The 23,641-nt window shown below is 36.5% G+C and carries 16 protein-coding genes and 3 pseudogenes; 4 read left to right on the top strand and 15 right to left on the bottom strand.

The features are described 5' to 3' along the window. Positions 1 to 308 precede the first annotated feature (308 nt). From FTV88_RS08945 to FTV88_RS08935, 3 genes are all read right to left on the bottom strand, one after another. Positions 309 to 1,901 (bottom strand): deoxyguanosinetriphosphate triphosphohydrolase family protein, encoded by a 1,593-nt coding sequence (locus FTV88_RS08945; RefSeq protein WP_162007972.1) that lies wholly within the window; start codon positions 1,899 to 1,901, stop codon positions 309 to 311. A gap of 279 nt (positions 1,902 to 2,180) precedes the next feature. Next, positions 2,181 to 3,170: an HNH endonuclease gene (locus tag FTV88_RS08940; RefSeq protein ID WP_153725315.1), complete on the bottom strand. Its 990-nt coding sequence runs from the start codon at positions 3,168 to 3,170 to the stop codon at positions 2,181 to 2,183. A 21-nt stretch (positions 3,171 to 3,191) separates the two neighbouring features. Next, positions 3,192 to 3,887 (bottom strand): hypothetical protein, encoded by a 696-nt coding sequence (locus tag FTV88_RS08935; RefSeq protein ID WP_153725314.1) that lies wholly within the window; start codon positions 3,885 to 3,887, stop codon positions 3,192 to 3,194. A 579-nt stretch (positions 3,888 to 4,466) separates the two neighbouring features. Between FTV88_RS08935 and FTV88_RS08930 the strand changes: the two genes are divergently transcribed. Together FTV88_RS08930 and FTV88_RS16240 are read left to right on the top strand one after the other, a co-directional pair. Then, positions 4,467 to 4,724, top strand: coding sequence for a thermonuclease family protein (locus FTV88_RS08930; protein WP_153725313.1), 258 nt, complete (start codon positions 4,467 to 4,469; stop codon positions 4,722 to 4,724). Continuing rightward, positions 4,721 to 4,972 carry a sunset domain-containing protein gene (locus FTV88_RS16240; RefSeq protein ID WP_438266914.1) on the top strand — a complete coding sequence of 84 codons (252 nt, stop codon included), beginning with the start codon at positions 4,721 to 4,723 and terminating at the stop codon, positions 4,970 to 4,972. Before FTV88_RS08930 ends, FTV88_RS16240 begins: the two co-directional genes overlap by 4 nt. A gap of 198 nt (positions 4,973 to 5,170) precedes the next feature. On the opposite strand, the gene FTV88_RS08925 is transcribed toward FTV88_RS16240, so the two are convergent. Further along, a complete protein-coding gene (locus FTV88_RS08925) occupies positions 5,171 to 5,368 on the bottom strand; it encodes a hypothetical protein (protein ID WP_279236994.1) in 198 nt (65 codons plus the stop codon). A 310-nt stretch (positions 5,369 to 5,678) separates the two neighbouring features. Here FTV88_RS08925 and FTV88_RS08920 point away from each other — a divergent pair, with 310 nt between their 5' ends. Continuing rightward, positions 5,679 to 9,230, top strand: coding sequence for a tetratricopeptide repeat protein (locus tag FTV88_RS08920; RefSeq protein WP_153725311.1), 3,552 nt, complete (start codon positions 5,679 to 5,681; stop codon positions 9,228 to 9,230). A 341-nt stretch (positions 9,231 to 9,571) separates the two neighbouring features. Here FTV88_RS08920 and FTV88_RS08915 read toward each other — a convergent pair whose 3' ends face one another. From FTV88_RS08915 to FTV88_RS16270, 11 genes and pseudogenes are all read right to left on the bottom strand, one after another. After that, positions 9,572 to 9,817, bottom strand: a complete 246-nt coding sequence (locus tag FTV88_RS08915) for a hypothetical protein (protein WP_153725310.1) — start codon at positions 9,815 to 9,817, stop codon at positions 9,572 to 9,574. A 158-nt stretch (positions 9,818 to 9,975) separates the two neighbouring features. Next, positions 9,976 to 10,152: a hypothetical protein gene (locus FTV88_RS08910; protein WP_153725309.1), complete on the bottom strand. Its 177-nt coding sequence runs from the start codon at positions 10,150 to 10,152 to the stop codon at positions 9,976 to 9,978. Positions 10,153 to 10,480: 328 nt separating this feature from the next. Next, a complete protein-coding gene (locus FTV88_RS08905) occupies positions 10,481 to 10,900 on the bottom strand; it encodes a 5-methylcytosine restriction system specificity protein McrC (protein WP_243137071.1) in 420 nt (139 codons plus the stop codon). 11 nt (positions 10,901 to 10,911) lie between these two features. Further along, positions 10,912 to 11,934, bottom strand: a complete 1,023-nt coding sequence (locus FTV88_RS08900) for an McrB family protein (RefSeq protein ID WP_243137498.1) — start codon at positions 11,932 to 11,934, stop codon at positions 10,912 to 10,914. A gap of 22 nt (positions 11,935 to 11,956) precedes the next feature. After that, positions 11,957 to 12,451: a hypothetical protein gene (locus FTV88_RS08895; RefSeq protein WP_162007970.1), complete on the bottom strand. Its 495-nt coding sequence runs from the start codon at positions 12,449 to 12,451 to the stop codon at positions 11,957 to 11,959. A 177-nt stretch (positions 12,452 to 12,628) separates the two neighbouring features. Continuing rightward, positions 12,629 to 12,877, bottom strand: a pseudogene (locus FTV88_RS16145) (restriction endonuclease); the annotation flags it as partial. Positions 12,878 to 13,035: 158 nt separating this feature from the next. After that, positions 13,036 to 16,105: pseudogene (locus FTV88_RS08885) on the bottom strand (restriction endonuclease). A gap of 12 nt (positions 16,106 to 16,117) precedes the next feature. Then, a complete protein-coding gene (locus FTV88_RS08880; protein ID WP_153725305.1) occupies positions 16,118 to 18,127 on the bottom strand; it encodes a site-specific DNA-methyltransferase in 2,010 nt (669 codons plus the stop codon). A 19-nt stretch (positions 18,128 to 18,146) separates the two neighbouring features. Next, positions 18,147 to 18,875: a DUF4391 domain-containing protein gene (locus FTV88_RS08875; RefSeq protein ID WP_153725304.1), complete on the bottom strand. Its 729-nt coding sequence runs from the start codon at positions 18,873 to 18,875 to the stop codon at positions 18,147 to 18,149. A 12-nt stretch (positions 18,876 to 18,887) separates the two neighbouring features. Continuing rightward, positions 18,888 to 22,052: a helicase-related protein gene (locus FTV88_RS08870; RefSeq protein ID WP_153725303.1), complete on the bottom strand. Its 3,165-nt coding sequence runs from the start codon at positions 22,050 to 22,052 to the stop codon at positions 18,888 to 18,890. A gap of 465 nt (positions 22,053 to 22,517) precedes the next feature. Further along, positions 22,518 to 22,568: pseudogene (locus FTV88_RS16270) on the bottom strand (IS3 family transposase); the annotation flags it as partial. A gap of 259 nt (positions 22,569 to 22,827) precedes the next feature. Here FTV88_RS16270 and FTV88_RS08860 point away from each other — a divergent pair. Continuing rightward, positions 22,828 to 23,595: a TspO-related membrane protein gene (locus FTV88_RS08860; RefSeq protein WP_153725302.1), complete on the top strand. Its 768-nt coding sequence runs from the start codon at positions 22,828 to 22,830 to the stop codon at positions 23,593 to 23,595. Positions 23,596 to 23,641 lie beyond the last annotated feature (46 nt).

The following is a 23,641-nucleotide window of genomic DNA, read 5'->3' as shown; positions in this document are numbered from 1 at the left end:
CACCCGATTATTAACCGCTTACGATTGTAGGACTGAATCGTTTTAATGTTTTTTCCTTCTTGTTGTCGGTAACCACTCGTTAAACATAGTCGAATGCTCCTTTTATTGCCGGGTTCTAGGAAGTTTTTTTCTATGCTTATTTTACGGGTTCTAAGAAGTTTTACATAGCATAAAAAAAGAAAAACTTCCTAGAGGCATGGTTCTAGGAAGTTTTTCTTTTAATCAAAAGACTGATTTTAAGAAGAACTTGACTCTTGAAGAGTGTTGTCCTCGGTAGTCCCTCTGATAAAATTCCTTGTTTACAGCAATTATGCCTCAATATCGTGATCAATCGCGTAGAGTTTTCTGTATTCTTTTTCAGCATAAGAATCAGTCATTCCAGCAATATAGTCAGCTATAACCCGAAGTAAAGACAGTTTAAACTTGGTTTTATCAAGAGACACTTTGTGCTCCTTGGAAAAGATAATCTCTGTACTCTTTTCGTCGTTCAAACAGTAGTCTAGGGCATTCCGTGCATCAGCAGCATCTTTAAATAAATATCTATTACATTCTTTTTCAATTTCACTCATGTGTTCATTGTAAAAGTTCTTTACATATTCCCGAAACAAAGAAAATATGGTTTTGTCAGGCATTTGCTGGGGCGAAGTTATATATGCTAATACGAGTTTCCTTATAATGAAACTACCTCGGTTATCCATACGTTGAACATTTCTTGAATTCAATACTACTTTCTTTAGACGATATTGTAGTAGTTTGTCAGCAAAAGCTGTTTTCGGTGATAACTTGACAATGTCTTTTTTTATACGACGTTCATACTCATATTTATCGTCGATAATATTCATATCACGAATTTCAGAATCTTTTATTACTTCTTTTAATTGTTCAGCAGTTGTTTGCACACAATCTGCAACCAACCAGTTTACTATATATTTTGAAATTTGTCTTAAAAATATGTCTGTATCCTTGTATTCTTCTAGTTCTTTTTCTGAAGAATCATTTGCTTTTAATATTTCATCTAATATGTTATTAAAGCCATCTGGAATCTCCTTGTTTTTAAACTTCTCGTCTCTTTTTTCAAGTTCGTCTAAGCTGTTTTTAAGTAATTCAATTACCTTTTTGGGCGTTAAATAATGGCAAGAAATTGCATCTTCGATGTCGTGATGGCGCTGTGCTATTTCATCTGCTATTTCAACTATCAGACCCTCTAAAGACCAGACATAATTACCTTGATTTACTATTATTTGTTTTTTGTATCTATCCAAGTAAAACTGAGGTGGTTCTTCCCGTTTTGTAAATTTTAAAGAACTGTGAAATAAAATTCCTGAAACAGTGATTGAACTTAATTCCATATTAAAGTCATAAAAATCACGACTTAAATCATTGACAATACGAACACTTTGCCAATTATGCTTAAATCCTCTGTTTTTATCCATTATTGATATTAGGTCTATACATGGGCTTGATGGTAATTCAAGTCTCTTGTTAATATCTTCGTCTTCATAGTTCAAGATTTCATCTAATTTTCGCTCCCCGGCATGCCCAAAGGGTGTATGACCTATATCGTGCCCCAAAGCTATTGCCTCTACTAGGTCTAAATCGATTTTAATTATTGATCCATATTCCAAATTTAACGCAGATGCTATTGTTTTAGAAATTTGGGCTACTTCTAATGAATGCGTTAGTCTGTTTCGAGCGTGATCATCATAACCAGTTCCATACACTTGAGTTTTACCTGCTAAACGTAAAAAAGGGCGACTATATAGAACACGATCACGATCCTGCATAAACTTTGAACGGTATGATGCCAAGTTACGTTGTTCGGTGCAATACTGTTTATCCTGTTCAGAAAGACACCCAAAACTAACGACCGAGTTCTTATTTGATCCATTTTGGCAAAGCACAAATACCCCTCCCTCATATTCTGATGAACTACTTTTTCCCTTCACAAGAGCTATTTCTTACTATTGGAAACGAATAAATTAAGATGTCGTTTTTGCAATATATTTGATATAACTACAGTAAATCAGCAACAAAAACTCCCATAATTGTAACGTTAGGTTCAAAAAAGATATTCTCTTTCTCATCATGAAAGGCTGAAAATCGTACATTTATAGGTCAGAAGCCTAAAAAGTTTCTTGTCAAAGAAAAAGAAGTTTAATTTTTTCACCATTGCTTCCTTTTTACCGTGGCCCCCACCCCGTACTCAGCTGCTCCGTTGCCTGATGATAATTCTTAACCCATCTCTCTACAGGTTCTGTCCAGTTAGGAATTAGCTCAGGATAACTCGATATAAAATCTCCATTTGACGCATTCCGTTGTAAGAGCTTATTGAAGTAAACCAACTTCGGCAGCCGATGAAGCTTTGTTCCATTGCATTCGTTACAAGCATAAATAAAATTTTCTAAAGTCGACGTCTTTACGAAGACCCAAGGTATGAAGTGATCTGCCCTTGGCTGACTTTTAGACGAACTACCATCTAATTCACGTTCACAGTAATAACAACGGTTCTTTTGAAAGTCAATTACATAGGACTTTGCTTGGCCCGGGAAATCAACACGGTTATCCCCTCGGATGAAGTATTGTTCAATCTTCTCACGCAAATCGTAATTAAATGAAATTCTGCTAAGGTACTGGAAGCAAATTAGCTCACCCATACGAGCGTACAGCACAGAATTGCTTTTTAGGGCATGCACGGCTGCAATATCCATTTCTATATGCGTTTTTTCACAGACCAAAATCGGACAATGTCTCTCAAAAACGGGAAAAACGTTATCTGATTTCCTCATTCGACTAAGAACTGTCTTCCCTCTTTGTTCGAAGACAGATGAATAAAGAATCTGACCTGGTAATGCAAGTTCTTTTAGTAACCCTTCTTGATCTTCGATAAAGGCTTCATCATGTGTTCTATTTTTTGTTGGTGCCATTTTTATAGAAGGAATCTCTTTTCTTATCCGCAGCAGATAGGATAAAAAGTACGAAGATATTAAAGGATAAGAGATTTTTACTCGAGTGTTTGTCACTTGAATGTGCTCACCGTAAACAACATCAAATTTGTAGTGATCTTCCAATAATTCAATCAAGGAAAGAAACATAACTGGTAGGTAGAGTGCCGACATTTTAGAAGAGACATTGGACAAGAAAGAGTTGATACACTTTTCGTAGTAATTCAAACTTGTCCCTCCTAAACCAACTCAATCATCCTTTTTTGGGATTACTTCGTTAACCAGACGATATTCCTTCCATCCAACACTGATAAGATAGTTCATCGCTTCTTCAAGTGAGATATTTTTCTCCCTCATACAATCTTCCAATATAGTACGCATATTATCCTCTATTTTAATGTTCACTGGTTCTGAGCCAATCTTCAGTTTCAGTTTTAACCCACTTTTTCCTAACTTTTTATTCCGCCACTCTCTAGTTTCTGGGTATGCATCATTTATAATTTGGTAAATCCATTCTTCCGCTTCTATGCCCCTGCGATCTGGATTATTGTAAACTGCTGCAGTAACAATCAGTCTTGGTAATTCTGGATAACGCAAAAAAAGACGCTTAACTTCATCGGGATAAAACTCATTCCATAGAATCAGTACTCGTTCTTCATCCGTAAAATCGTCTAATAAACCGGGAAGACACGGCTCAATTTCATTAGCATACTTATAACGAAAACGAGCAGCAATCATATCATGAAAATACTGTAAACCACGATAATGAAAAGTGCTTGCATACATGTTCTTTCCTAACTCAGTACTAACGCCAATTGTTTGCTCAGCATGCCTATATGCATTCCGAGCAAACCAAATCATATCTACCACGACCCTAGAATAGACTCCATGTTGTATATCAATAACCCAATTATTATCTTCATCAAAGTATTCACCAGGAATCATTAAAATCTCTCCAAAATGTAATATAAAACTCTAACAATCTTTATTAGCAATGCCCATTAGTTTCTTGCTGTACAGACCGCTGATTATAACGACCACCTGTAACAGGACACAGCCCAAGTTTATGTATGGCTTTTATTTCCAAGTGTCTTACGTGCCTATGTATGCAATATGTAGATGACTAATTAACCACTCTTCGATGTCACGAATTGAAGTTGTTATATCTATGCTTAATCCTAGTCGATGATTTCATCGCATAAAACACATAAACCAACCACTTGGTTGCTAGGAACAACCTTGGGCTGGTTTTTAATGAAATATTACTAAGTTTATACTTATTATACCACGTAAAATCCTAGAACTATGTCGAATTTTGTTACTTTTCTGATATATTGACGCTATTTTTTTGAATAAATTAATCTACGATACCTTCTTCCCTCTCCCTTAATTGAAGCAAAGGTAACTCGAGTAGTGGATGGAGACACTATCATAGTTACTATAGATGGAAAAGAAGAAACGGTAAGATTAACAGATGTCCCCACCCCAGAGAGCTCAAGCATCCTAGCAAGCTTGTAGAGCCTTATGCCCCCGAGGCTTCTGATTTTACTAACTAAGAATAAGTTGACCGGCAAGAAAGTTTTCTTAGAGTTCGATCTTCAACCTAGAGACAAATACGGCAGAATACTAGCCTATGTATGGCTGTCCGAACCAGAAAATGATTCCGATCAGGAAGTACGAAAGAAAATGTTTAACGCTCAGCTGTTACTACAAGGTTCTGGCCAGCAGTTGACCATCCCACCGAATGCACCTATGCTAAAGAAGCAAGGGCTGCAAAAATAGGTCTATGGGATCTAGAAGACAAATCCACTATTAATCAAGCAGAAACAAAATCTGCATCTTCCAGTAGTACCTCCACCGCAACAGGACCTGGACCCAATGGAGAACCGATCAAAGGGAACATAAATAGCAAAGGGGAAAAGATCCATCACGTTCCTGGCGGTCAGTTCTACGAGCAAACAGTACCAGAAGCTTGGTTCTTCACAGAAGAAGAAGCTAGATCAGCCGGTTTTCGAGCAAGCAAGAGATAAAATAAGGGCCAGCATGTCATAGTTGATATGCTGGCCCTTATTAATTTCAATACTTTTGCTTTACAAATACTCATAGATGATGTAGAGGATGGCTTATCGCAAGATTGAGATTAGAAAAATAAGTTTAAGCGTTAGTATTCAAATTCCCTTAATTTACGATGATCTTCAGAAAAAACCAATGGAGCGGGATCATAGTACTTATGGTTTAGTGAAAAAAACAAATTCTCCATCCATCGTTACATAACCAGCATTCCAAGTAGGGTCTTGTATAACCCAACGACCGTTTATGTACACTTCATTCCATGCGAGATTGGATTGATTTAAATCAATTTCATGCCACTCTTTATCTTGTAAGCCATACCCACGAACCACACCAGAGAATACTTTCACTGGTATTCCTACAGTTTTATGAAGAGGAGCGTTAATAAGTAATTTTTAAACTGAGGATTTTTATTGTTCCTACATGTGAAATTTGTGACCAAACAATCTTAACGACTCTCTTAATCTTTGTTATAATTAATACTATATAATTCCAATACTATATGTCACGTTTCTATTGCCTCTTTAGTATTAAATAGGGGGGATATGCTTAAAAGTAAGCAGGATCTATGTTCATTAATAATAGATAAGATATTCTTTTAAATAGTTAAACAATGATTGGTTAGTTTTGAACATACTGAGAGAAAGAAAGGTGATTTGTTTGATATTGATAACTAAAGACTTTTTGAAAAAAGTTCCATCTAATTTAAAAGAATCTATATTAGTTAAATTAAGTTACTTTAATGATATGTTGGAAAAAGCACAAGGTCACATAAAAGAGCTTCCTGCTGGTTTTTGGATAAAAAAAATTACTGGAACTAACATATTTAAGTTTCGATTGAATAACAAAGATCGTATTCTCTTTACTTATATTAAAGATCAAAAAATCGATAAAACTGCAAAGATAATATTTTTGGATTATTGTAATCATGATGAGCAAATTAGAAAAGGCCAAAGAATGGACACTCAGGCATCTTTAGAAAAAAGTATAGATCTTGATATTTTAACTTCTTCTACTTGGAATCATGCAGAAGTAGAAGATAATGATAATACTTTCGTAAAAAGTCAAAGAACTAATAATTCTTTGATTCTAAATGATCTTGTATCTATAGTAGTCGAAGATCATTATATATCTTTATTATTAGATGAAAAAAATAGCGATTACTTATATTATTTATCCAATGAGCAATGGAAATGCCTAGAACATCGAGATAAACCTATTTTGTTATTAGGAGCAGCAGGAAGTGGAAAAACTACAGTTGCTGTTCAGAAGTTACTATGGTGTCAAAAAAATAGGTTAAAAGCTTGTTATATTACAAATTCAGATTTATTAATGGAAAATATAAAAAATTTATATGAAAAATACAAATTATCGTCAGAAAACATAGCAACTTTTTATTCCATAAAAAAATGGGCTCAAGAAATAAAACAAGATAATTCACTTTTGGTCACCTTCGAAGAATTTAACAATTGGTTTGTGTCTAATCGCTACAAGTATAAAAAGCTTAAGAAAATAAATACTTTTTATATATGGAGTGAAATTCGAACTTTAATAAAAGGTTTCATGGGTTTTGAGTTTAAGCTTAAAAATAAATTTGTAAGAAACAATAATATCCTAAGCAAAGAAGAGTATCTATTAATTCCAAAAGATTACTCCATTTTTGACAAATCTACTAAAGAAGCGATTTATGATCTCACTGAAGCTTATACTAAATGGCTAAATGAAACTAACAGATATGACGAATGTGATCTTTCATTTGAATGTTTGACTAACTTAAATGAACAACCAAAGTATGATTTTATTATTGTAGATGAAGTTCAAGATTTTACAGAAGTACAATTATATTTATTAAGTCAAATGGTTAAAGATCAAAGTCAAATTCTTTATACTGGCGATTTGCATCAAATGATCATCGCTACTTTTTTTGAATTTGGAAGACTTAAAAATATGTATTATTCATTAAATACTGATACTGAAGAAAGAATCTTATCTAAAAATTATAGAAGCGTATCAGGTATTGTAACATTTTTGAATAGATTGATTGAGATACGCAAAACAAAAATAGGCTTTACCCCGTTTGATTACGAAGAAGGGTATATACGTATAGGCCAAAAGCCCACATTAGTTACACCTAAAGAAGATGTACTTTCTATGATTTTGGATTCAGTAAAAGATAAGCATTATTCAGCCGTAATTGTTCCAGATGAAGAAGAACGGGCGCGACTAGAAAAAATAAATCCTGAAGCAACTGGTCGAATTTTTACTATTAATGAGATAAAAGGATTAGAATATTCTACTGTATTCTGCATCAATGTTATCACAAAAAATAGTGCAATCTGGGAGGATATAGTAAAGGGTTTAGGGAAACGTCAAACAAAATATAGGCATTCCTTTAACCTTTTTTATGTAGCTACAAGTCGTGCAATGGATAATCTTTATATCTACGAAGAAGATACAAAAAATTTAATGCTGAATGAAATATCCAGTTACGTTGAAACAATGACTGAGTGTAATTATGAAAAACTATCTTTGAAAAATAAATCAACAAAAGAAGATTGGGCTAAAGAAGCATATAGATTGGAGAAAATCGGAAACACCAAAAAGAGTGATTACGCACTTAAGTTATCTAGAGATCTACCTCGAGAAGAATATATACGCCAAGTTAACAAACAAATAGAAGAAAAAGAAGTCAGTAATATAACAAAAGACTTCCAAAAATTAAAAGATAAGCATGACTTTGAACAGTATCTACAAAAAGGAAAGTATAGTATACGCAAGAAAGATTTTACAAAAGCTGTGGATTTTTTTAATAATGTTATAGAAAAGTACCCTGACCACGCAGAAGGCTATTATTATCTAGGTGTAGCCTACTCTTATATGGTTAGCGGGTCTGATTATTCAATACGCTATTTTGACCAGACTTTGAGCATTAAGCCGGAATGGTATGAAGTCTATTTAGACAAGGCCTCTACACTTAGATTTCTTAAAAATTATGAAAAAGCTATAGAAACAATGGACAATGCTATTGCTGTTGACGCAACTATTGGAAATGGTTACTTTATCAAAGGTCTCTTGCTGTATGATTTAGGTAAATATGTAGAAGCTATTCAATTATTTGAGAAAGCATTAACTCTACCTTGTTATATTTTTGATACTATTGATAAAAGTTGGAATAGAAATCCTTCTACTGATAAAGAGAGTATATTTAAGAATAATATAAGAAAGCATATAACAGAATGTAAAAATGCATTAAATAGTAAAACAGAAGCAAAACCACCTACTGAATTAGAACGAGTAATGTTTTTATGGTCAGTAACTTCTAACAGACATCCAAAAGCAAAGAAATATAAACAATACGCATTAACCTTTATAGATAATAATGAGTTTGAAGAGGCTTTAATCTATTTAGAAAAAGCATTGAAATTCAGTCCTAATGATTTTGAAATTCTCAATTATAAGGGCTATGTTCTTAACGAACTAGAAAAGTACAATGAAGCAGTAGATGTTTTGGAGAATATTGTTAGTTCGAAACCACCCTATCCCTTGGTTTATTATACTTTAGGTGAAGCTTATAAAGGTATTAAAGCGTATACGAATGCTATCAACGCCTATACAACATCCATTGAACTTGATCCTAATGTATCGATAGCTTACTATAATCGTGGCAAATTATATATTATGATTTATCAATTTGATAAAGCCATAGAAGACTTTAATCAAATACTTTACTTGAATAATGATTCAACAGTCTCATCTTTAGCACTTAAAGAAATTTTTTATATTAAAACTTTTCAAAAAGTGCTTTCCTCAATGAACTTGTCTAAAGATATATTAGATATGCTTGGTACTATGGATAATTTTAACTTATTATTTAAGCATATTTCTGCGGTTGAGCTAAATGGAAAGACCGCTTCTTCTGAAGAAGAGCTAAAAAGTAATATTAGAAATACTTTTCAAAAAGACACGCAACACAATAGTAATCAAATAGACCAAGATTTTTCTTGTTTTAATTTCGACTCTACTAGAAGAACTATTACAGATTGTATAGAAAAAGCAATACCCTTAAATATTAAGTATAACTCGAACAATAAAAAATTTACTGTGCAATTTAATAAGGCGGAATGTGTGAAATGCTTAAGATATAATCAATGTCCTATGAATAGGTCAGACAGTAAAGGTGTACTTAAGTTCAGAAAAGAACAAGTATACAAATCGTAATTTATTTTACTATTACTCCGGATCTTTTCAAGAAACAAAAAACTTGTAGAAAAGCAAAACCAGCCACATGGTTGACAACCTTGGCTGGTTTTTTCGTAAACTTTTATGTGTAAGAAAAGTTTATCAAATTATTTCTTTGAACTATAACTTCCTAAGAGTTTATCTGAAGCAGTTTCACCATACCCGTTATCAATAATATAGTCTTCTTTACATATATTGCATTTGAAACCTTCACCATCAAAATGCGAACCATTGTGCTTTACATCTTCGGAACCATAAAAAGGACATCTCATGACAAACCACTCCCTCAATAAAATAAAACGAATAATACAACGAGTTTTTTAAATTTCTAAATACTCAATCGGACAAGCGTTCATGATTAACGTATCAACTATATCCGAACGCAAATTAGGAAAAGTAAGCACGACATCATCTACTGATTCAAATACTTGATAATATGTCTTTTCATTTTTAATTTCAAAATCTTCAGGATCACGCCCGTATTCATGACAATAATTTGGATAGACCACAAACCAAGCTTTGATATATACCAGTAGCTTACTAGTAACTGTCTGGTAGATTTCCATGAAGCATTTTACATCTTCAGAAGGTACCGAAGGATCATAAGCTGGGTAATATTTTTGTTTAGTCTCATCATCCCAACCATCATAATCGGCTTCAATAATCTTATTTCCTTCAAATCCAATTCTTTTATGTCGTATTTGGCCACTTTCATCAGCTTGCTTTAATAATAATGAAATTTTAAATCTCTCCTTTGATCAAAATATTCTTTTAGTGCGTTAAGAATCTCTGACGAAATAGATGTTTTCTTTTGGTTTGCAACATCTTCTGCCCTTGCATATGCCTCTCTAAATTCTTCTGTAACGTAAAGCGTTACCCTTTTCGTTGTTTCTTCAACCACCTTAAATACCTCCATGTTTTTCATTTCTCACAGTTATAGTAGCACCATTGCAACGACTTGTCAATGTTTAATTTTTTAATTTTATACCGTCGCAATGTCGCACTGGTTAAGCTATTATTGGTATAAAGATAGGCTTCAGTCCTCTCTTATTTGTTCCCATTAAAAAAATTGAGCTTCTCACCCCATCATGGATTAAGGCGTCTGCTCAATTTTCTTTCATCTTATGAGTTGTTTTTCAGAGTTCCTTTGGTGTTTCTTTCCCTAATTTTTGAAACTTTAATTAATGAGCTTTCGCTAAAGTGTACTGCCAATCATTAAATTAACTTGATTACTCCAACAAGTCTCTAAGAAAAGCCTGTCCCGCTTCCCCTAAGTCACCACCTAGCGGAAAAGAAAGCATCCTCAAACGAATTTGGCCAATTCTTCTTATTCTTTGATTTGTTACCTGAAAAGGATATACAAGTATCGCTTCATGACATTCTTTGGCCACTGCATAGGCTACAATTTGATAAACATCCTGTGGACTTGGGCGTTCAACGACTTTATACTTCGTATCTAAAATATGTAGAACTTGATTGGTTCGCCAATCATAAATCACTAGATCAATAGAAGCTATTAATTCACCGTCGTGGTCAATTTGAACACGCTCCTGCTTTTTTAATCGATATTGCTCTGGTAAATTCTCTACCAACCACTGAGCTACGAACTGTTCGTATAGACGAGCCATATTGATCAAAAAAGGTAACATTGTATGTGTTCCTACATGATGACCTGGACCAATATTGTCAAGAAAACTAATGCAATGGAACGATCAGCCGTGTTCATGGTTCCTATAATGCGTACGTTTTGTGGGATTGTGAAATGACCACTACAGGACAACGGAATATTTCGATCTCTGTACTCTAATAAATACATTAATTCACCGAAAACCCGAGTCAGATTAGCTCGATTAATTTCATCTACGATAAGAACACATATGCCATTTCTTTTTTCTGCCTCTTGGCAAAACTCCATAAATCGTCCTGGAGTAAGCTTATACTCCAATTGACCATGCCGATTAACTGCAGGCCGTATTTCCTGTATAAAATCTTCATAAGCATAGGCAGGATGAAACTGAATTAGTTTTTGAAAGCCGTTACCGTCTCCAATAAGGTGTTTAGCTAGACGCTGTGCTAAGTACGTTTTCCCTGTTCCAGGTGGTCCATAAAAAATAGCTTGTCCTTTAGATTGAATCACTCGTATCCACTTAGATAGTTCTTCTTCGCTAACCCCAGTCTCTTCAGCACATTCAGCTAATGAGTATTCGGGATTCGGTGAAAAAAAAGTATGATCATCCTCCATAGTCTCATCATCGTAAACTGCCTTTATCTGTTCTTTTGATTGGATTAACGCTTCTATGGCTTCTTCTTGATCTGCTGTAACTGGAAAATTGGTGCCATTGGCTTGTCGAATGATTAGCATTTCCTTTAATACAGGATGGTCAAGTATGTCTTTACGTAAAATTCTCTTTGGAAGTATAGCTTCTATTTTGAGCCAAACTCCTACCCGTTCTATTTCTCTTGCAATAAAGTAAGGCTCTTCTTCTGGAGTTGCTTGAACCATTTCTGGCTCTATTAAGACCGTTGCAGTAGTAACAATTCCTGATTTTTCACCAGCCTCCCATAAATACACCTTATGTCCTTTGCGAATCTTCGTTTTATAGCGAAAAGTACCCCAGGTTAGCTTTTCAAGAGCATGTAAAGCCCCAGAAAGGTCATACTTTTTGGGGTTAGCCTGAAAAATCCATGTACTTATTTCATCATCATCATTTTTCTTGATGAAATCCTGTGGTGGTTAGAGCTTCTTTGTTACCTGCCGTAATAAGCTCTATTCGATATTCAAAAGGTTTACCTGTGTCATAGAAATCTACATATTCGGCAATTTCGTTTGGTATCTTTATTCTCGCTGAATCTTCCTTTATCGCTTTTTGTTCTTGAATATATGAGTAACTTCTATTTAATCTTTCCCTGAGTACTTGCTTTAATTCTTCGCTATTGTCATAACGTATCTGTAATACATCACCCTCGTTTTTCTGTTGATTTACATTGTGCAAAAAAGCTTTATAAAGAATCCCATCATGCATTAAAACTATTTCAATTCTATTTCCGCGCTCCAAGTGAAATCCATCATTAGCTTGAACAAAATCCACAATAAAGTCTCTAGGAATATGAATCGCGTATTCAAAAGTAGAAAGGTCGACTTTTTTTCTTCCAATTAATTTGGGTATATTTGGTTTAGTCCAACTGTAGCTTTTTTTCATCTCTTTAACCAAACATCTTGCGATAATTCTTTTTAAGACCTATTTTCATATCACCTGTATTCTCTTTTTATGCATTGTATATATTAGCCATTTTTATAAAGAAAAAAGATCCCATTGAACAAGGATCTTGTAACATTCAAAAATCCGTCAATAGACTTCGTCCAAAAATCTTCATCTTTATAAGCTCTTGGCATTTATCTTTCTCTTGTTAGCTAATATAATTGGTGATTCTTCCATCTTTACATGCTTGCTCATTGCAAGTTGCTTCGTTAATTGCTTAAAATCTGCATTTGATACACCCCATGCCTCATGAGCTTTGTAAAAACCTCGTGCTCCAATAACTTCCTGTGCCGCATCGAGGCCTACGTAGCTTTGGTAGCGTTTGGCCTGAATTGCAATTTTCCAAGCTGCTTTTTCTATGATTACATCAACACTAAAGCACTCCTGAGCTTTTTTGTAAAACTATGCTAACTCCAGCCAACCAAAGTAATCCCCATTCGCCTCTTTAAAAAAGCAGTCCAGGTTGCTCAAAACAACCTGGACTGCTTTTCTATAACCACATACTTATTTTTACAACTCTAACCCTACGAAACCCCAATCTTCTGCAAAAAGTCATCATAATTTTTAGCCTGCTTAAACTGAACATCTTGGGCAACGGCTTTAAAGTGAAGCTTTCCACACTTTATCTTGGTCTTTTCGACTTCGCTTAAATCGCGTTCAATTTTGTCTATTTTGGTTTCTACGATGAAGAAAAGTCTTGCTTTGTTATTCTCCCCTTTTCGGATCACAGCCCAGTCAGGCGAGTATTCGCCATAGGGTGTATCGATGACAAAGCCGCCTTTTCTTATCTTGGTATATAGGAGCACTTTTTCATCGACGTCAAGCCGTTTGGCGAAGTCAAGTTCTCCTTTGCTGTCGAATTTATAGTACTTGCTAAACTGCTCTACGGCTGTCGGCGTTGGTTTTGAAGACGAGGGATGTGGCATCATTGAGCATGGATAAATCGATTTGATCAGTTTCGAATATGGTGGATTCATCAAATACATAGCCATCAATGGCTTCGTATGTAACGACGCCTTTGGCCATGAAATCGGTAAGCTTTTCTTTGATCTTTTGCGTTACGAAGTCAAGGATATCCTGGTTCTTTAGAATTTCCGTTTTCTCAAATTTGGATATGATCCTGTAAATGGCTAGGCGAGGGAGCATGGTGTGGTACATGATATAGTTGATGATCTCGAATTGGCTTTTTTGCGTATCCATTCCCTCAAGCTCGTAGAAAACGTTTTGCACGGAAGGGTCGGAGAGGCGAAATTTCTTCTGTTCGTCATATTCTACTTTACCTGTCTCTATGTTGTACTCATACTTGACTCGTTTGTAACGCAATAGATCGTTTAATTCTGTCACCGATTCTTCTATAAAAGCATCGCTGTCGATTTGGACCTGGTACATGGTTCGTTGTGACATCCGCTTGCCCAATTCTTTGAGTAGGTGCTCAAAAAAATCTTCCGAAATGAAGCTGTGTTTGCCATTGTCGACAGGTACTTCATCACCATTTATGATGACAATTTTCTTAGTGCCCTTTGCTTGCATTGTTTCAATGAACTTTTTCTTAATTAAGATGCTGTGTTCCTTAAGCGTTTTATGAATAAAGGTAATGTTTTCTATTTTCTTGGCGTCTCTGGTCAGCACGCCATCTTTGTTAATGATGTTTTGTTGCTTAAGCTCACTTTTAAAAGGTTCTGCTAGTTCCATGATTTTATCTTCTGGTATGCCTGCATCTTGTAAGGTCTTATAGATCACATCGTAGGTAACTTCGTCTTTGTTAAAGCCGGAACTTTCGTTGAAGTCCTGTTGAAGTGCTTCTGCAAAATGGTCGTAATGATCATTGGCGATGACTGTTAATTCGTTTATCTTCTCATCGGTGCAACGGTTGCCATCGATATCAACGGAAAGCCTTAGACCTCGACCGATTTCTTGCTTTTTGGCAATGTCGGAGCCACCTTTTTTTAAGGTACATAGGGTGAAAACATTGGGGTTGTCCCATCCTTCTCGCAAAGCAGAGTGAGAGAATATAAAAGCCAGCGGTTCTTCAAAGGAAATGAGCTCGTCCTTTTTCTCTAGAATCAGTTCGATACCTCGATCGACATCTTCTTGCGATTTGGCTTTTAGTTTTCCCTCATCCATTGTGTTTTCCCAGTTTTCAACTTCAACGGCTTTTTTATTTTTATCTACTGCAAAATATCCTTCACGGACTTTGTGCACATTCTTGTATTCCTTGAATAGCTCTGGGTACTCTTTGAATATTTTGTTCCATTGGGTGTCGACAATCATTTTGTTGTATTCTTCGTCAAAAATACGCAGGTATTCACCACGGCCGTCGGCACTTTGGTTGTCTCTGAATTTGTTAACGGCATCAATGAAAAAGAGAGTTAAAACTTTTATCTTTTTCCCTGCTCTTAAGTTTCTATACTGTTTTTCCAAGTGGCTTTTGAGAGCCAGTCTGATCTGGATTCTAACTGCTTCTTCATCACCGATATTGAAGTTGCTTTCGCCAACAGCAAGTTCCAAGCGGTCATCCCATTTGCCGATGATGAGCTTTTTCAATTTGTGTGGATCTTCCATGACAATCATGTTTCTATATTGCTCTAAGTTACCAGAGCATTCGTATAAAGAATCTCCACCTCGTACTTTCAGTTGTTTTTTGCGGATCATGCCACCTTGCTCCACGCAAAATAATTCGATTTTGGCATACAAGTCTTTAGTAAATTCTACGTAACGTACATAGGGATAATCTTTAGGAATGGTGCCGTGAATGGTCTTGACTTCGATTTTTTTTACCAGATTATGTTGATAGGCGTCGTAAGAGTCAAGCTTGTAGATCTGGTTGAAAAGCTTTTTATGGGTCGCCGAGTATCGTAATATGAACAAAGGGTTAATCATTTCAATGGCTTCTAAGGAAGCACTCTTTTTCTTCGTTGTTCCCTCTATTTTTTGCGGTTCGTCGATAATGACAATAGGATTGATGTATTTGATGTCTTCCCATAGAATTTGCCCGCCTTCATCAGATTGACGAATTTTATTGGAATCTTTATTAAATGCTTGGATGTTCATTATGACGATACTTAAATCTCTCGTTTCAACAAAACTACTGCTAATCTTATTGAGGCTCTTGGAATCATAGACAAAAGCATGGTTCTTAATATCGAGGCCATGATAAAGGCTTTTAAAGTGGTCTCGCAACATGTCTATGCTTTTTTCGACGCCTTTTCGAATGGCGATGGTCGGGACAACAATCATAAACTTGGTAAATCCGTAGGTTCTATATAGTTCAAGTATTGTTCTGAGATATACATAGGTCTTCCCTGTGCCTGTTTCCATTTCAATGGTGAAGTTATTGCCTTGAAGCTCTTGAGCCATGAAGAGCCTATTATTGAGTTGCACTTCTCGAAGATTATGTAAAAGCCTTGTGGGTTTTACAAGTTGAGGGTTACGAACAGGGTCGCCTTCTGTGATTTTTTTGATTCTGTTCAGATTGTAGTAGATGGTCCCTTCATCTTGGCGGCTAACGCCTTTAAAAAGATTGATGACTGATTTTATAGCATCTTGCTGGAATTTCAGTCCATCTTCGAATTGAAAAGAAATGCGGTTGGCCACTGTTCGCCCCCCTTATATAAACTCGACGCGGTAAGCCTTTTTCTTGGTGCCGCTGTTTTTTTTCATTTGCGCTTCTAAGCGTAGCATGCTGTTGCTTTTCAAAGAAATATCGGCTTCAAAAGCACTATCACGGAAGATGATCTTGGAAGGCATTGGTTCTATGGCTGCAATCTTGTCAATCATCGTTTCCGTTATGTTTTCTTCTAGGCAGACCAATACTGTGTCTGCAAAGATATAAGTTCGTTCGCCAATAGAAGAAAGCTTGTCTACACTTGAAGAAAGGGGAATATCTCTGTGGCGAAGTAAGATTTCATAGACTACGTCGATGTCCTTATAGCTTGGGTTAAAGTCTAAATTGTCTTTGTCAGACCTTCGATTATCATAGTCAAAGAGTTCGTTGTTCTTTATGGCTTCGCTGAACCAGCGGATGTTGGTATCTGCTGTTCTAAAGACTTTAAATCCTATGTCAAGATTTTCAATGCCTGCTTTATCTTTGTTTTCTTCTAGAATTTTTTCTCCGGCTCTGCGGATGCGTTCTTTTCCGATTTCGCAGATGTTTTTATAACCTGCTTTGTAGGCTTCGCTTTTTTCATCGCATGGTTCTGGGAGTTGAACCATGATGAATTTACGACAACCGTCATCTTCAGCATTTAATTGCATAACGGAATGAGCTGTGGTTGCAGATCCTGAAAAGAAGTCGAGTATCATTGAATCTTTTCTTGTTGCCCACAAGCAAAGATCCTTAATTAATGAAATCGGCTTAGGATGTTCAAAAACAGTTTTTTTAAAGGTTTCTCGTAAATCTACATCACCATTATTATTGTTAACATATACCGATTTAACAATATTGCTTTCCATTGTATCTAAATATCTTTTGAACTGAGGTACTATGGATTCATCTTCACCAAAACATATTAATCTATGCTTTAAAAGATCATCCATTGTTTCTTTTTTCCATCTCCAGCCTCTCTTGGGAGTTTGACATGGCTTTTTAGTTATTGGATGAATAACATCATATTTTGGTCCTTCTCCTTGAGGCCAAGCTGCATTATCTTTTCTGTATATTTTATATTTTCCTTCAACAATCTCGACATATTTATATTGCGATAAGCCTTTAAAGTCTCGGTTATTTCTATACAATAACCTAACCTCTTTTTGTGCATCTTCTATGTCAGTATTTTCCAATTCCCATTTTTGAGCAAGATTCATAACTTGTTCAAAACCAAGTTTTTTTTCTCTAAAAGTTAATCCTCTATCTCTTCTGTGTGCTTTGTTCTTAGCATAACATATTATGTATTCATGAATTGTAGCAAAATCTTTCGAATCATTTTTTGTTGAATTCTTATACCATATTATTGATTCTATATAATTTTCCCTGCCAAAAATCTCGTTGCATAGTTTCCTTAAGTTCTCAATTTCATTATCATCAATACTGATAAATACAACTCCATCTTCAGTTAATAAGTCCTTAGAAATTTTCAACCTCGGATACATCATAGACAACCAATTAGAATGATACCTACCACTGCTTTTCTGATTTACTATCAACCGCTCTCCGTTTTTATCTAACTCCCCTTCTAAAACACCATTTTCTTTTTGAGCAATCGAAAAATTATCTTTGTACACAAAGTCATTCCCCGTATTATAGGGCGGATCAATATAGATCATCTTAATCTTGTTATAGTAACAATTCCGAAGCAACTTCAAAACTTCCAGATTGTCCCCTTCAATATACAAGTTCTCTGTAGTTTCGGGGTTTTTGCTATCTTCGGGAATGTATTTCAAGGTCCGTCCTACAACATCTTGATTGGCCAGTTTCTTGGATGCTTCTTTGCCAGCCCAGCCAAGTTCGTAGCGTTCTGATAGCTTTTCACTGGTACTTTCAAAGTGTCCCAATTCGGCTTTCAATGCTTCAAGATCTATTTGTCCGTCTTTTACAACGGAAGGAAATAGCTCGGCTAGCTTTTTTATATTTTCATTGATGGGATTGAAGATCTCTTTTGGCACTTTGGGAAACTCCATTTTATTAGCCTCCTATGTCCTATGTTTTCTCCATCATTTCCTTAAATTGAGCATAGCTCTTTTTTAGTTTTGCATTGATTGTAGACTGTTCCGCGATGGTTCTGGCTGATTTCAGCTCTTTTTTTCGTTGCTCTACTTCTTTTAGCCCATGGTAGAGCTTTAACATGGTATCTCTGTTATACCATACATTTGAAGCAAGCAGCGCTCTTGTTCCAGACCATAAAGATAGGTTGGAGATGATATAAGCTTTGATCATCATTTCCAGATAAAAGTCCAGCTTGTTGCCTCTGTTATAGATGTTGTCATAGGCAATGTACTCTTTCAAGAGGCCATTGATTTCATCGGTAAATTGCATGGAAGTAAGCGATGAATAGACTGTTTCTTCTACGACGATTTGGCTTTTATCTTGTATGTTGAGCCTTTTGTGGGAAAAGCAGTAGACTTGTTGGCTACTATGGTCATAAAATTCAATAACACATAAAGACTTGACGAGACCTTGGATAATGGGTCCCACAAAGTTGGCATATTTTAATTTCTTTAACTGGACTGTGAAGAAAAGAATGACCTGGCAGTCGTATTCGTCGTTGACAAAAGAAGGGATCTCTTCTCCTGCTATTTGATGGGATAGTTTTATTTCTATAACTTCTTCTTTGAAACGTTTTTTCTCTTTGGGTGTTAAGTCAGCGGTAATAAATGTTTTTATGGAAAAAGTTTTATCGATTTTATAGCGAGAGGGAATGTCTAGCACTTTGCTTCACCTCTATTCCACGACGAGAAAAGATATTAACTCAAAGTCATCACTGCTTGCGTTGGCAAAGTCGTTGTTATATCCTCCAAAATCGAAGATGGTTGTTTCGGCGATTTTGTCTTCGTCGCCTTGGATGGCTTCTATGGCTTTGTTGAGCAATCGTGAGTAAAAAGACATATCTTCAGCGTTCTTGGTACGTTTGTTAAAGGCTTTGAACAAAACAGGCTCAGGCTTGTCTTTGCCGTAGGCTATTTTTCTAAACTCTTTCAGAGCTTCACGAGCGTTACCATTGCCGTAGTAGACTTGGCCATCTTTACCGATATACATGATGTAGTAAGGGTAGAGAGAGCTTTCTTTGGTGGGTTTGGCCTTTTCTTTTTGATATTTGAAGCAAAAGAGGCATCCTTTTTTATCGCCTTGGGCAACTGAGTAGACACCTCGGGGTATTTTATTAATTTCAGGATGATTTTTGATATATCCCGATAGTTCATAGAGATAATCGTTCATATTCAAGTCGGTTAGTGAGATGTTGTCATTGAGCTCATCGATTTCAATGACTTCTTCTTGCAATTTTTCTAGTTGTTTTTTCCTGAAGATGAAATCGTTCATTTCTGGTGATAGGAAGTCTTCATCGCCTGTGGCTGTTAAGTTCACTGCCATCATTTTTCCTTTGACTCTTTGCTCAAGTTGTAAGTAATCATTTAAGGCCATGTTGGGGAAAAAGTTGATCATGGCGATTTGTTTGTTTTGACTGCCAATGCGATCGATGCGACCGAAGCGCTGGATAAGGACGACAGGATTCCATTGAATGTCATAGTTGATTACGGTGTCGCAATCTTGTAGGTTTTGTCCTTCTGATATACAGTCAGTGGCAATGACGACGTCAATTTGTTCTTGCCTGGGCAAGTCTTGTCCAAGCTTAGACTTAGGAGAAAAGTGGCGCAAGATGGTGTTGAACTCGGAGCGAACTTTTTTCATTGTTGTTCTTGGTTCGCTTGATCCGGTAATGCAAGCTACATTGATCCCATGCTGGGAAAGTTCTTGAGCAATGCTGTTATAGAGATAGTTGGCTGTGTCTGCAAAGGCTGAGAAGATGAGCATTTTTCTGTTCCCTGGGTTATAAGGTGTCTCTATAATTTTATCGATGATGAGTTCTTCTAGCTTTTTCAGCTTGGCGTCTCTTTTGTCATTCAGTATTTTTAATACGTCACTGTAGAGATCTTCAAGTATTTTCTTGTCGTAGTATAGATCTTCTAGGAAATCGGCTGCGATCAGATGTTCAACTTTTATCTCATATTTATAGTTCAGGACTACCTCTTCTTCGGTATATTCTTCGCCTTCTAGTTGTACTTCTCCTGATTTGCTACGAGATAGGGCTTCTATGTAATCGTCGATTCTAGCTATGAGTCTTCGGATGGTTTCTGCAAATGCGAAGACAGAGCTTTCTAGGCGCTTAAAGAGGTTGAATCTGTGTAATCGTGCGGTGATCTGTTCACGGTTTTCATGGTAGAACAGGACTCTGTCGCCGTGAACAGTCTGGTATTTTCTGCGGTAGTACTCTTTGTATTCTGATCGGATGTAGGACATGGGAGAGTAGACGGCTAGCTTGAGAGATTCTAGTACTTCGTTGGTTTCATCGAATTTTAGCAATCTTTTTTGGCTATCGATTTCGGGGTGATAGGTTTTGGGAGGCAATTTGTCGGGAAATTTTCCGATGTTTTGGTTGCCGTAATAGCCTGTAATATGTTTGCGGCTGCGAGAGATGGTGAGCATTTCAAGTAGTTTGTAGAATTCTGCAGGCAGCTTGTCGAGAAGAGCATTTTTCGTCCGTTCTTCTCCTTTGAGCCAGTCGTTGATTTCTTTTTGTGATTTGCGTAGCAGATTGGATATGCTACTGATCCCTGCTTCTTCTAGGGCATGATCTTTATCGGCTGTAATGATGCTGATCTGGTTTTTTAGATCAATGAGTGAGTTGTTGACGGGTGTTGCTGATAGCATAAGTACTTTTGTTCCGTGGCCTTTTTTTATAACATCGTTCATGAGCTTCATGTAGCGACTAATGTGTTCTATGTTTTCGTTGCGGTTGCGAAAATTATGAGATTCATCTATGACGACGAGGTCGAAGTGACTCCATTTTATCCTGGATAAGTCGATGCCACTTCTGGAATAGCCTTTTGTTCTTGTTAAATCGGTGTGGCAAAGGATTTTGTAGTTGAAGTTGTCTTTGACGAAGGCATTATCTATGTAAGGGTTTTTGAAAGAATCCCAGTTGTCGTAGAGTTTGGCCGGACATAGGACAAGAACGTTGTCTTCTCGGAGTTCGAAATATTTGATAACAGCGAGGGCTTCGAAGGTTTTTCCCAGTCCCACGCTGTCGGCGATGATGCAACCGTTGTATTTGTTGATCTTTTGAATGGCTGATACGACAGCATCTTTCTGAAATTCATAGAGGCTATTCCAGATGATTGACTTCCTGAAGCCTGTTTTATCTTTTTCAAAGCGATCAAGACCGTTGTCTAGTTGATTGCCGAAGAGCTCTTTGAGGGTAAAGTAGTAGAGGAATTCGGGGGAGTAATCTTTATAGACATACTTCAAGCTCTGGAGCAGTTGTTTTTTATAGTCTTCGGTGTATTCTTTATTGTTCCATACGGTCTGGAACATCTTTTGTAGTTTGTCTAGCTGTGCTTTTTCTGTGATGGTGGAGTTGAAATGGATGGGAGCTAGCTCTCCGCGTTTTGTTTTTCTTGATATTTCCAAAGATGAAGTACCGTGGATGGCGATTTCATCGTCTATCATGATAATGTTGCCTGCGATTTTGTCTGCTTCTTTGGTTTTGTGTACATTGACATGTTTTTGGATGAAGTTGTACATCGATTTTGCTTTGGAAAAGTGTTGTAGTTTGTTTTTTTGGATGATGTCATAGGAGTTGAAGAAAAGGTCTGTATCGCTTTGACGTATCTCAAACTCTCGGGGTAGTTCGTGACCCTGGGGTACATAGTTGGTATTGCGAATGATAAAGTTGATCTTATCGACGTTTTTTAGGTTTTTTGAAAGTTCTCCGAAAACCGATAGGGTTAGTTTGTCGTTAATGATGTTTATTTTACTGCCTTTTCTGGCTTGTAGTACTTCATTCATTTTTGCTATGAGTTGATCGTTGGAACTGATAACCTCATTCATCGGCAATCCCTCCCGATGTATTGTGGATTATGTTGTTATTGTTATTGTTATTTTTTATTATAACATCTTGCGTAGTTTGTAAATTGTCGAAAAATGTAGCGATAGTGAAAACAAAGCCCCAAAATAAATCCCGAAAGTAGACTCACAGCCCGATTGGTTTTTTCAAAGGAACTGACTTTTTTGTGGCCTCAGTGATTGGGTCTGGGCAAGAATAAAAGCCTCCGGCACGCTTTGCTTGCTAACCTACGGAGGCTTCATGAGCGCGGATTGGAAAAGTATTTAAAGCCAACCTTTGCCAGCGAGGGGTGCGTCCCCGCGATAATTGTGCTAACTTATTTTTAAGCTATAATAGAGGTTATATCCTGAAATAACAAAGAAATATAATCGTTATCCAACGAATATAAAACGATCAAAAACCAGCGGCTTTGCTCCTAATTCAATGGGGCTGAAGCCATTTAGTCATTTCTAAAGTCGTTCGTTATTGTAAAAATGAACGTACTCTTCAATTGCTTGACTCTTTTTTCAACATTGTAACCATGCCTATGACTATTCAGCAATTCTTCTCTTAACGACTTCACTAACATTAAAAGCACCAGGCTCGGGAGAAAAATTCCTTCTACGATGATAGGCCTTAGCATAGCAAGATGTAAGCCAGCACCAATCCACTCCGGTACCATAATTACAGTCACTCCCCCCCTAGTGACCGTAATTTAGCTTCTTAAAAAGCCCTCATACTTCTTTTGTCTTTACATAAACTCCTAGAGGGGTGTCCAAATTGAGTAAATGGCCAGCTTCTCTGTGGGCTCTATTGAATCTTATGGGCTTCATTATTATGGTATCGGTTAATTATTTGGCTAACGCATTGCCCATTGGGGGAAGGACAACGGGTGAAGTTTCTGCACTCTATCCTGTTTTAGTAACACCGGCTTCTTATGCTTTTTCTATCTGGGGGCTTATCTATCTATTACTGGCTGGTTTTGTAATCCTTCAGTTAATACCACGGTGGCGAAACGATAAAATACTTGAATGCATTGGTCCTTGGTTTTTCCTTAGTTGCCTTTTTAATGCGCTTTGGATATTGTTGTGGCATTATCTCTATGTAATATCAGCTACCTTGATCATCGTTGCTCTTTTGACTACTTTATTCTTGATATACAGAAGAATGAATGCCTATGCACAGGAAGTGCAACAGTTCCTCGGAATAGAGCGCCTGTTAGTTCACTTGCCTTTTCGTATTTATCTAGCTTGGGTTGCCGCGGCTACTCTTATCAATATGAATGTTCTGTTTTCTGTCTTCACGTCAGGTCATTGGGGAATGGGCGAGCTATTTCTAGCGATCATGACGCTTGTGATAGCTTTGTTCCTCGCTCTTTACTTTGGGAATCGTTACGGCGATATAGCCTTTATGCTTGTAATTATCTGGGCCCTGATAGCGATAGGTGTAAACCAAAAAGACAATTCACTTATCTCTGCCATCGCTTTTGCCTTTGCTGCTTTCTTGGCGCTTATGAGCTTGATCATTTTTCGGCAAAGAAGAAGATAGAAGAAGCCGTCTCCTGTCTAGTTTTTCTAGCATGAGACGGCTTTTC

The sequence above is a fragment of the Heliorestis convoluta genome (genome assembly GCF_009649955.1).
In the GTDB taxonomy this organism is placed as follows: Bacteria; Bacillota; Desulfitobacteriia; order Heliobacteriales; family Heliobacteriaceae; genus Heliorestis; species Heliorestis convoluta.
This window is presented reverse-complemented; position numbering and strand designations above follow the sequence as displayed.

What these genes read in the sequence shown, in the direction of transcription:
- FTV88_RS08895 (WP_162007970.1), bottom strand. Translation starts at nt 12,451, where the DNA reads ATGAAAAAAAGCTACAGTTGGACTAAACCAAATATACCCAAATTAATT.
- FTV88_RS08915 (WP_153725310.1), bottom strand. Translation starts at nt 9,817, where the DNA reads ATGGAAATCTACCAGACAGTTACTAGTAAGCTACTGGTATATATCAAA.
- FTV88_RS08870 (WP_153725303.1), bottom strand. Translation starts at nt 22,052, where the DNA reads ATGAATGAGGTTATCAGTTCCAACGATCAACTCATAGCAAAAATGAAT.
- FTV88_RS08930 (WP_153725313.1), top strand. Translation starts at nt 4,467, where the DNA reads ATGCCCCCGAGGCTTCTGATTTTACTAACTAAGAATAAGTTGACCGGC.
- FTV88_RS08880 (WP_153725305.1), bottom strand. Translation starts at nt 18,127, where the DNA reads ATGGAGTTTCCCAAAGTGCCAAAAGAGATCTTCAATCCCATCAATGAA.
- FTV88_RS08935 (WP_153725314.1), bottom strand. Translation starts at nt 3,887, where the DNA reads ATGATTCCTGGTGAATACTTTGATGAAGATAATAATTGGGTTATTGAT.
- FTV88_RS08905 (WP_243137071.1), bottom strand. Translation starts at nt 10,900, where the DNA reads ATGTTACCTTTTTTGATCAATATGGCTCGTCTATACGAACAGTTCGTA.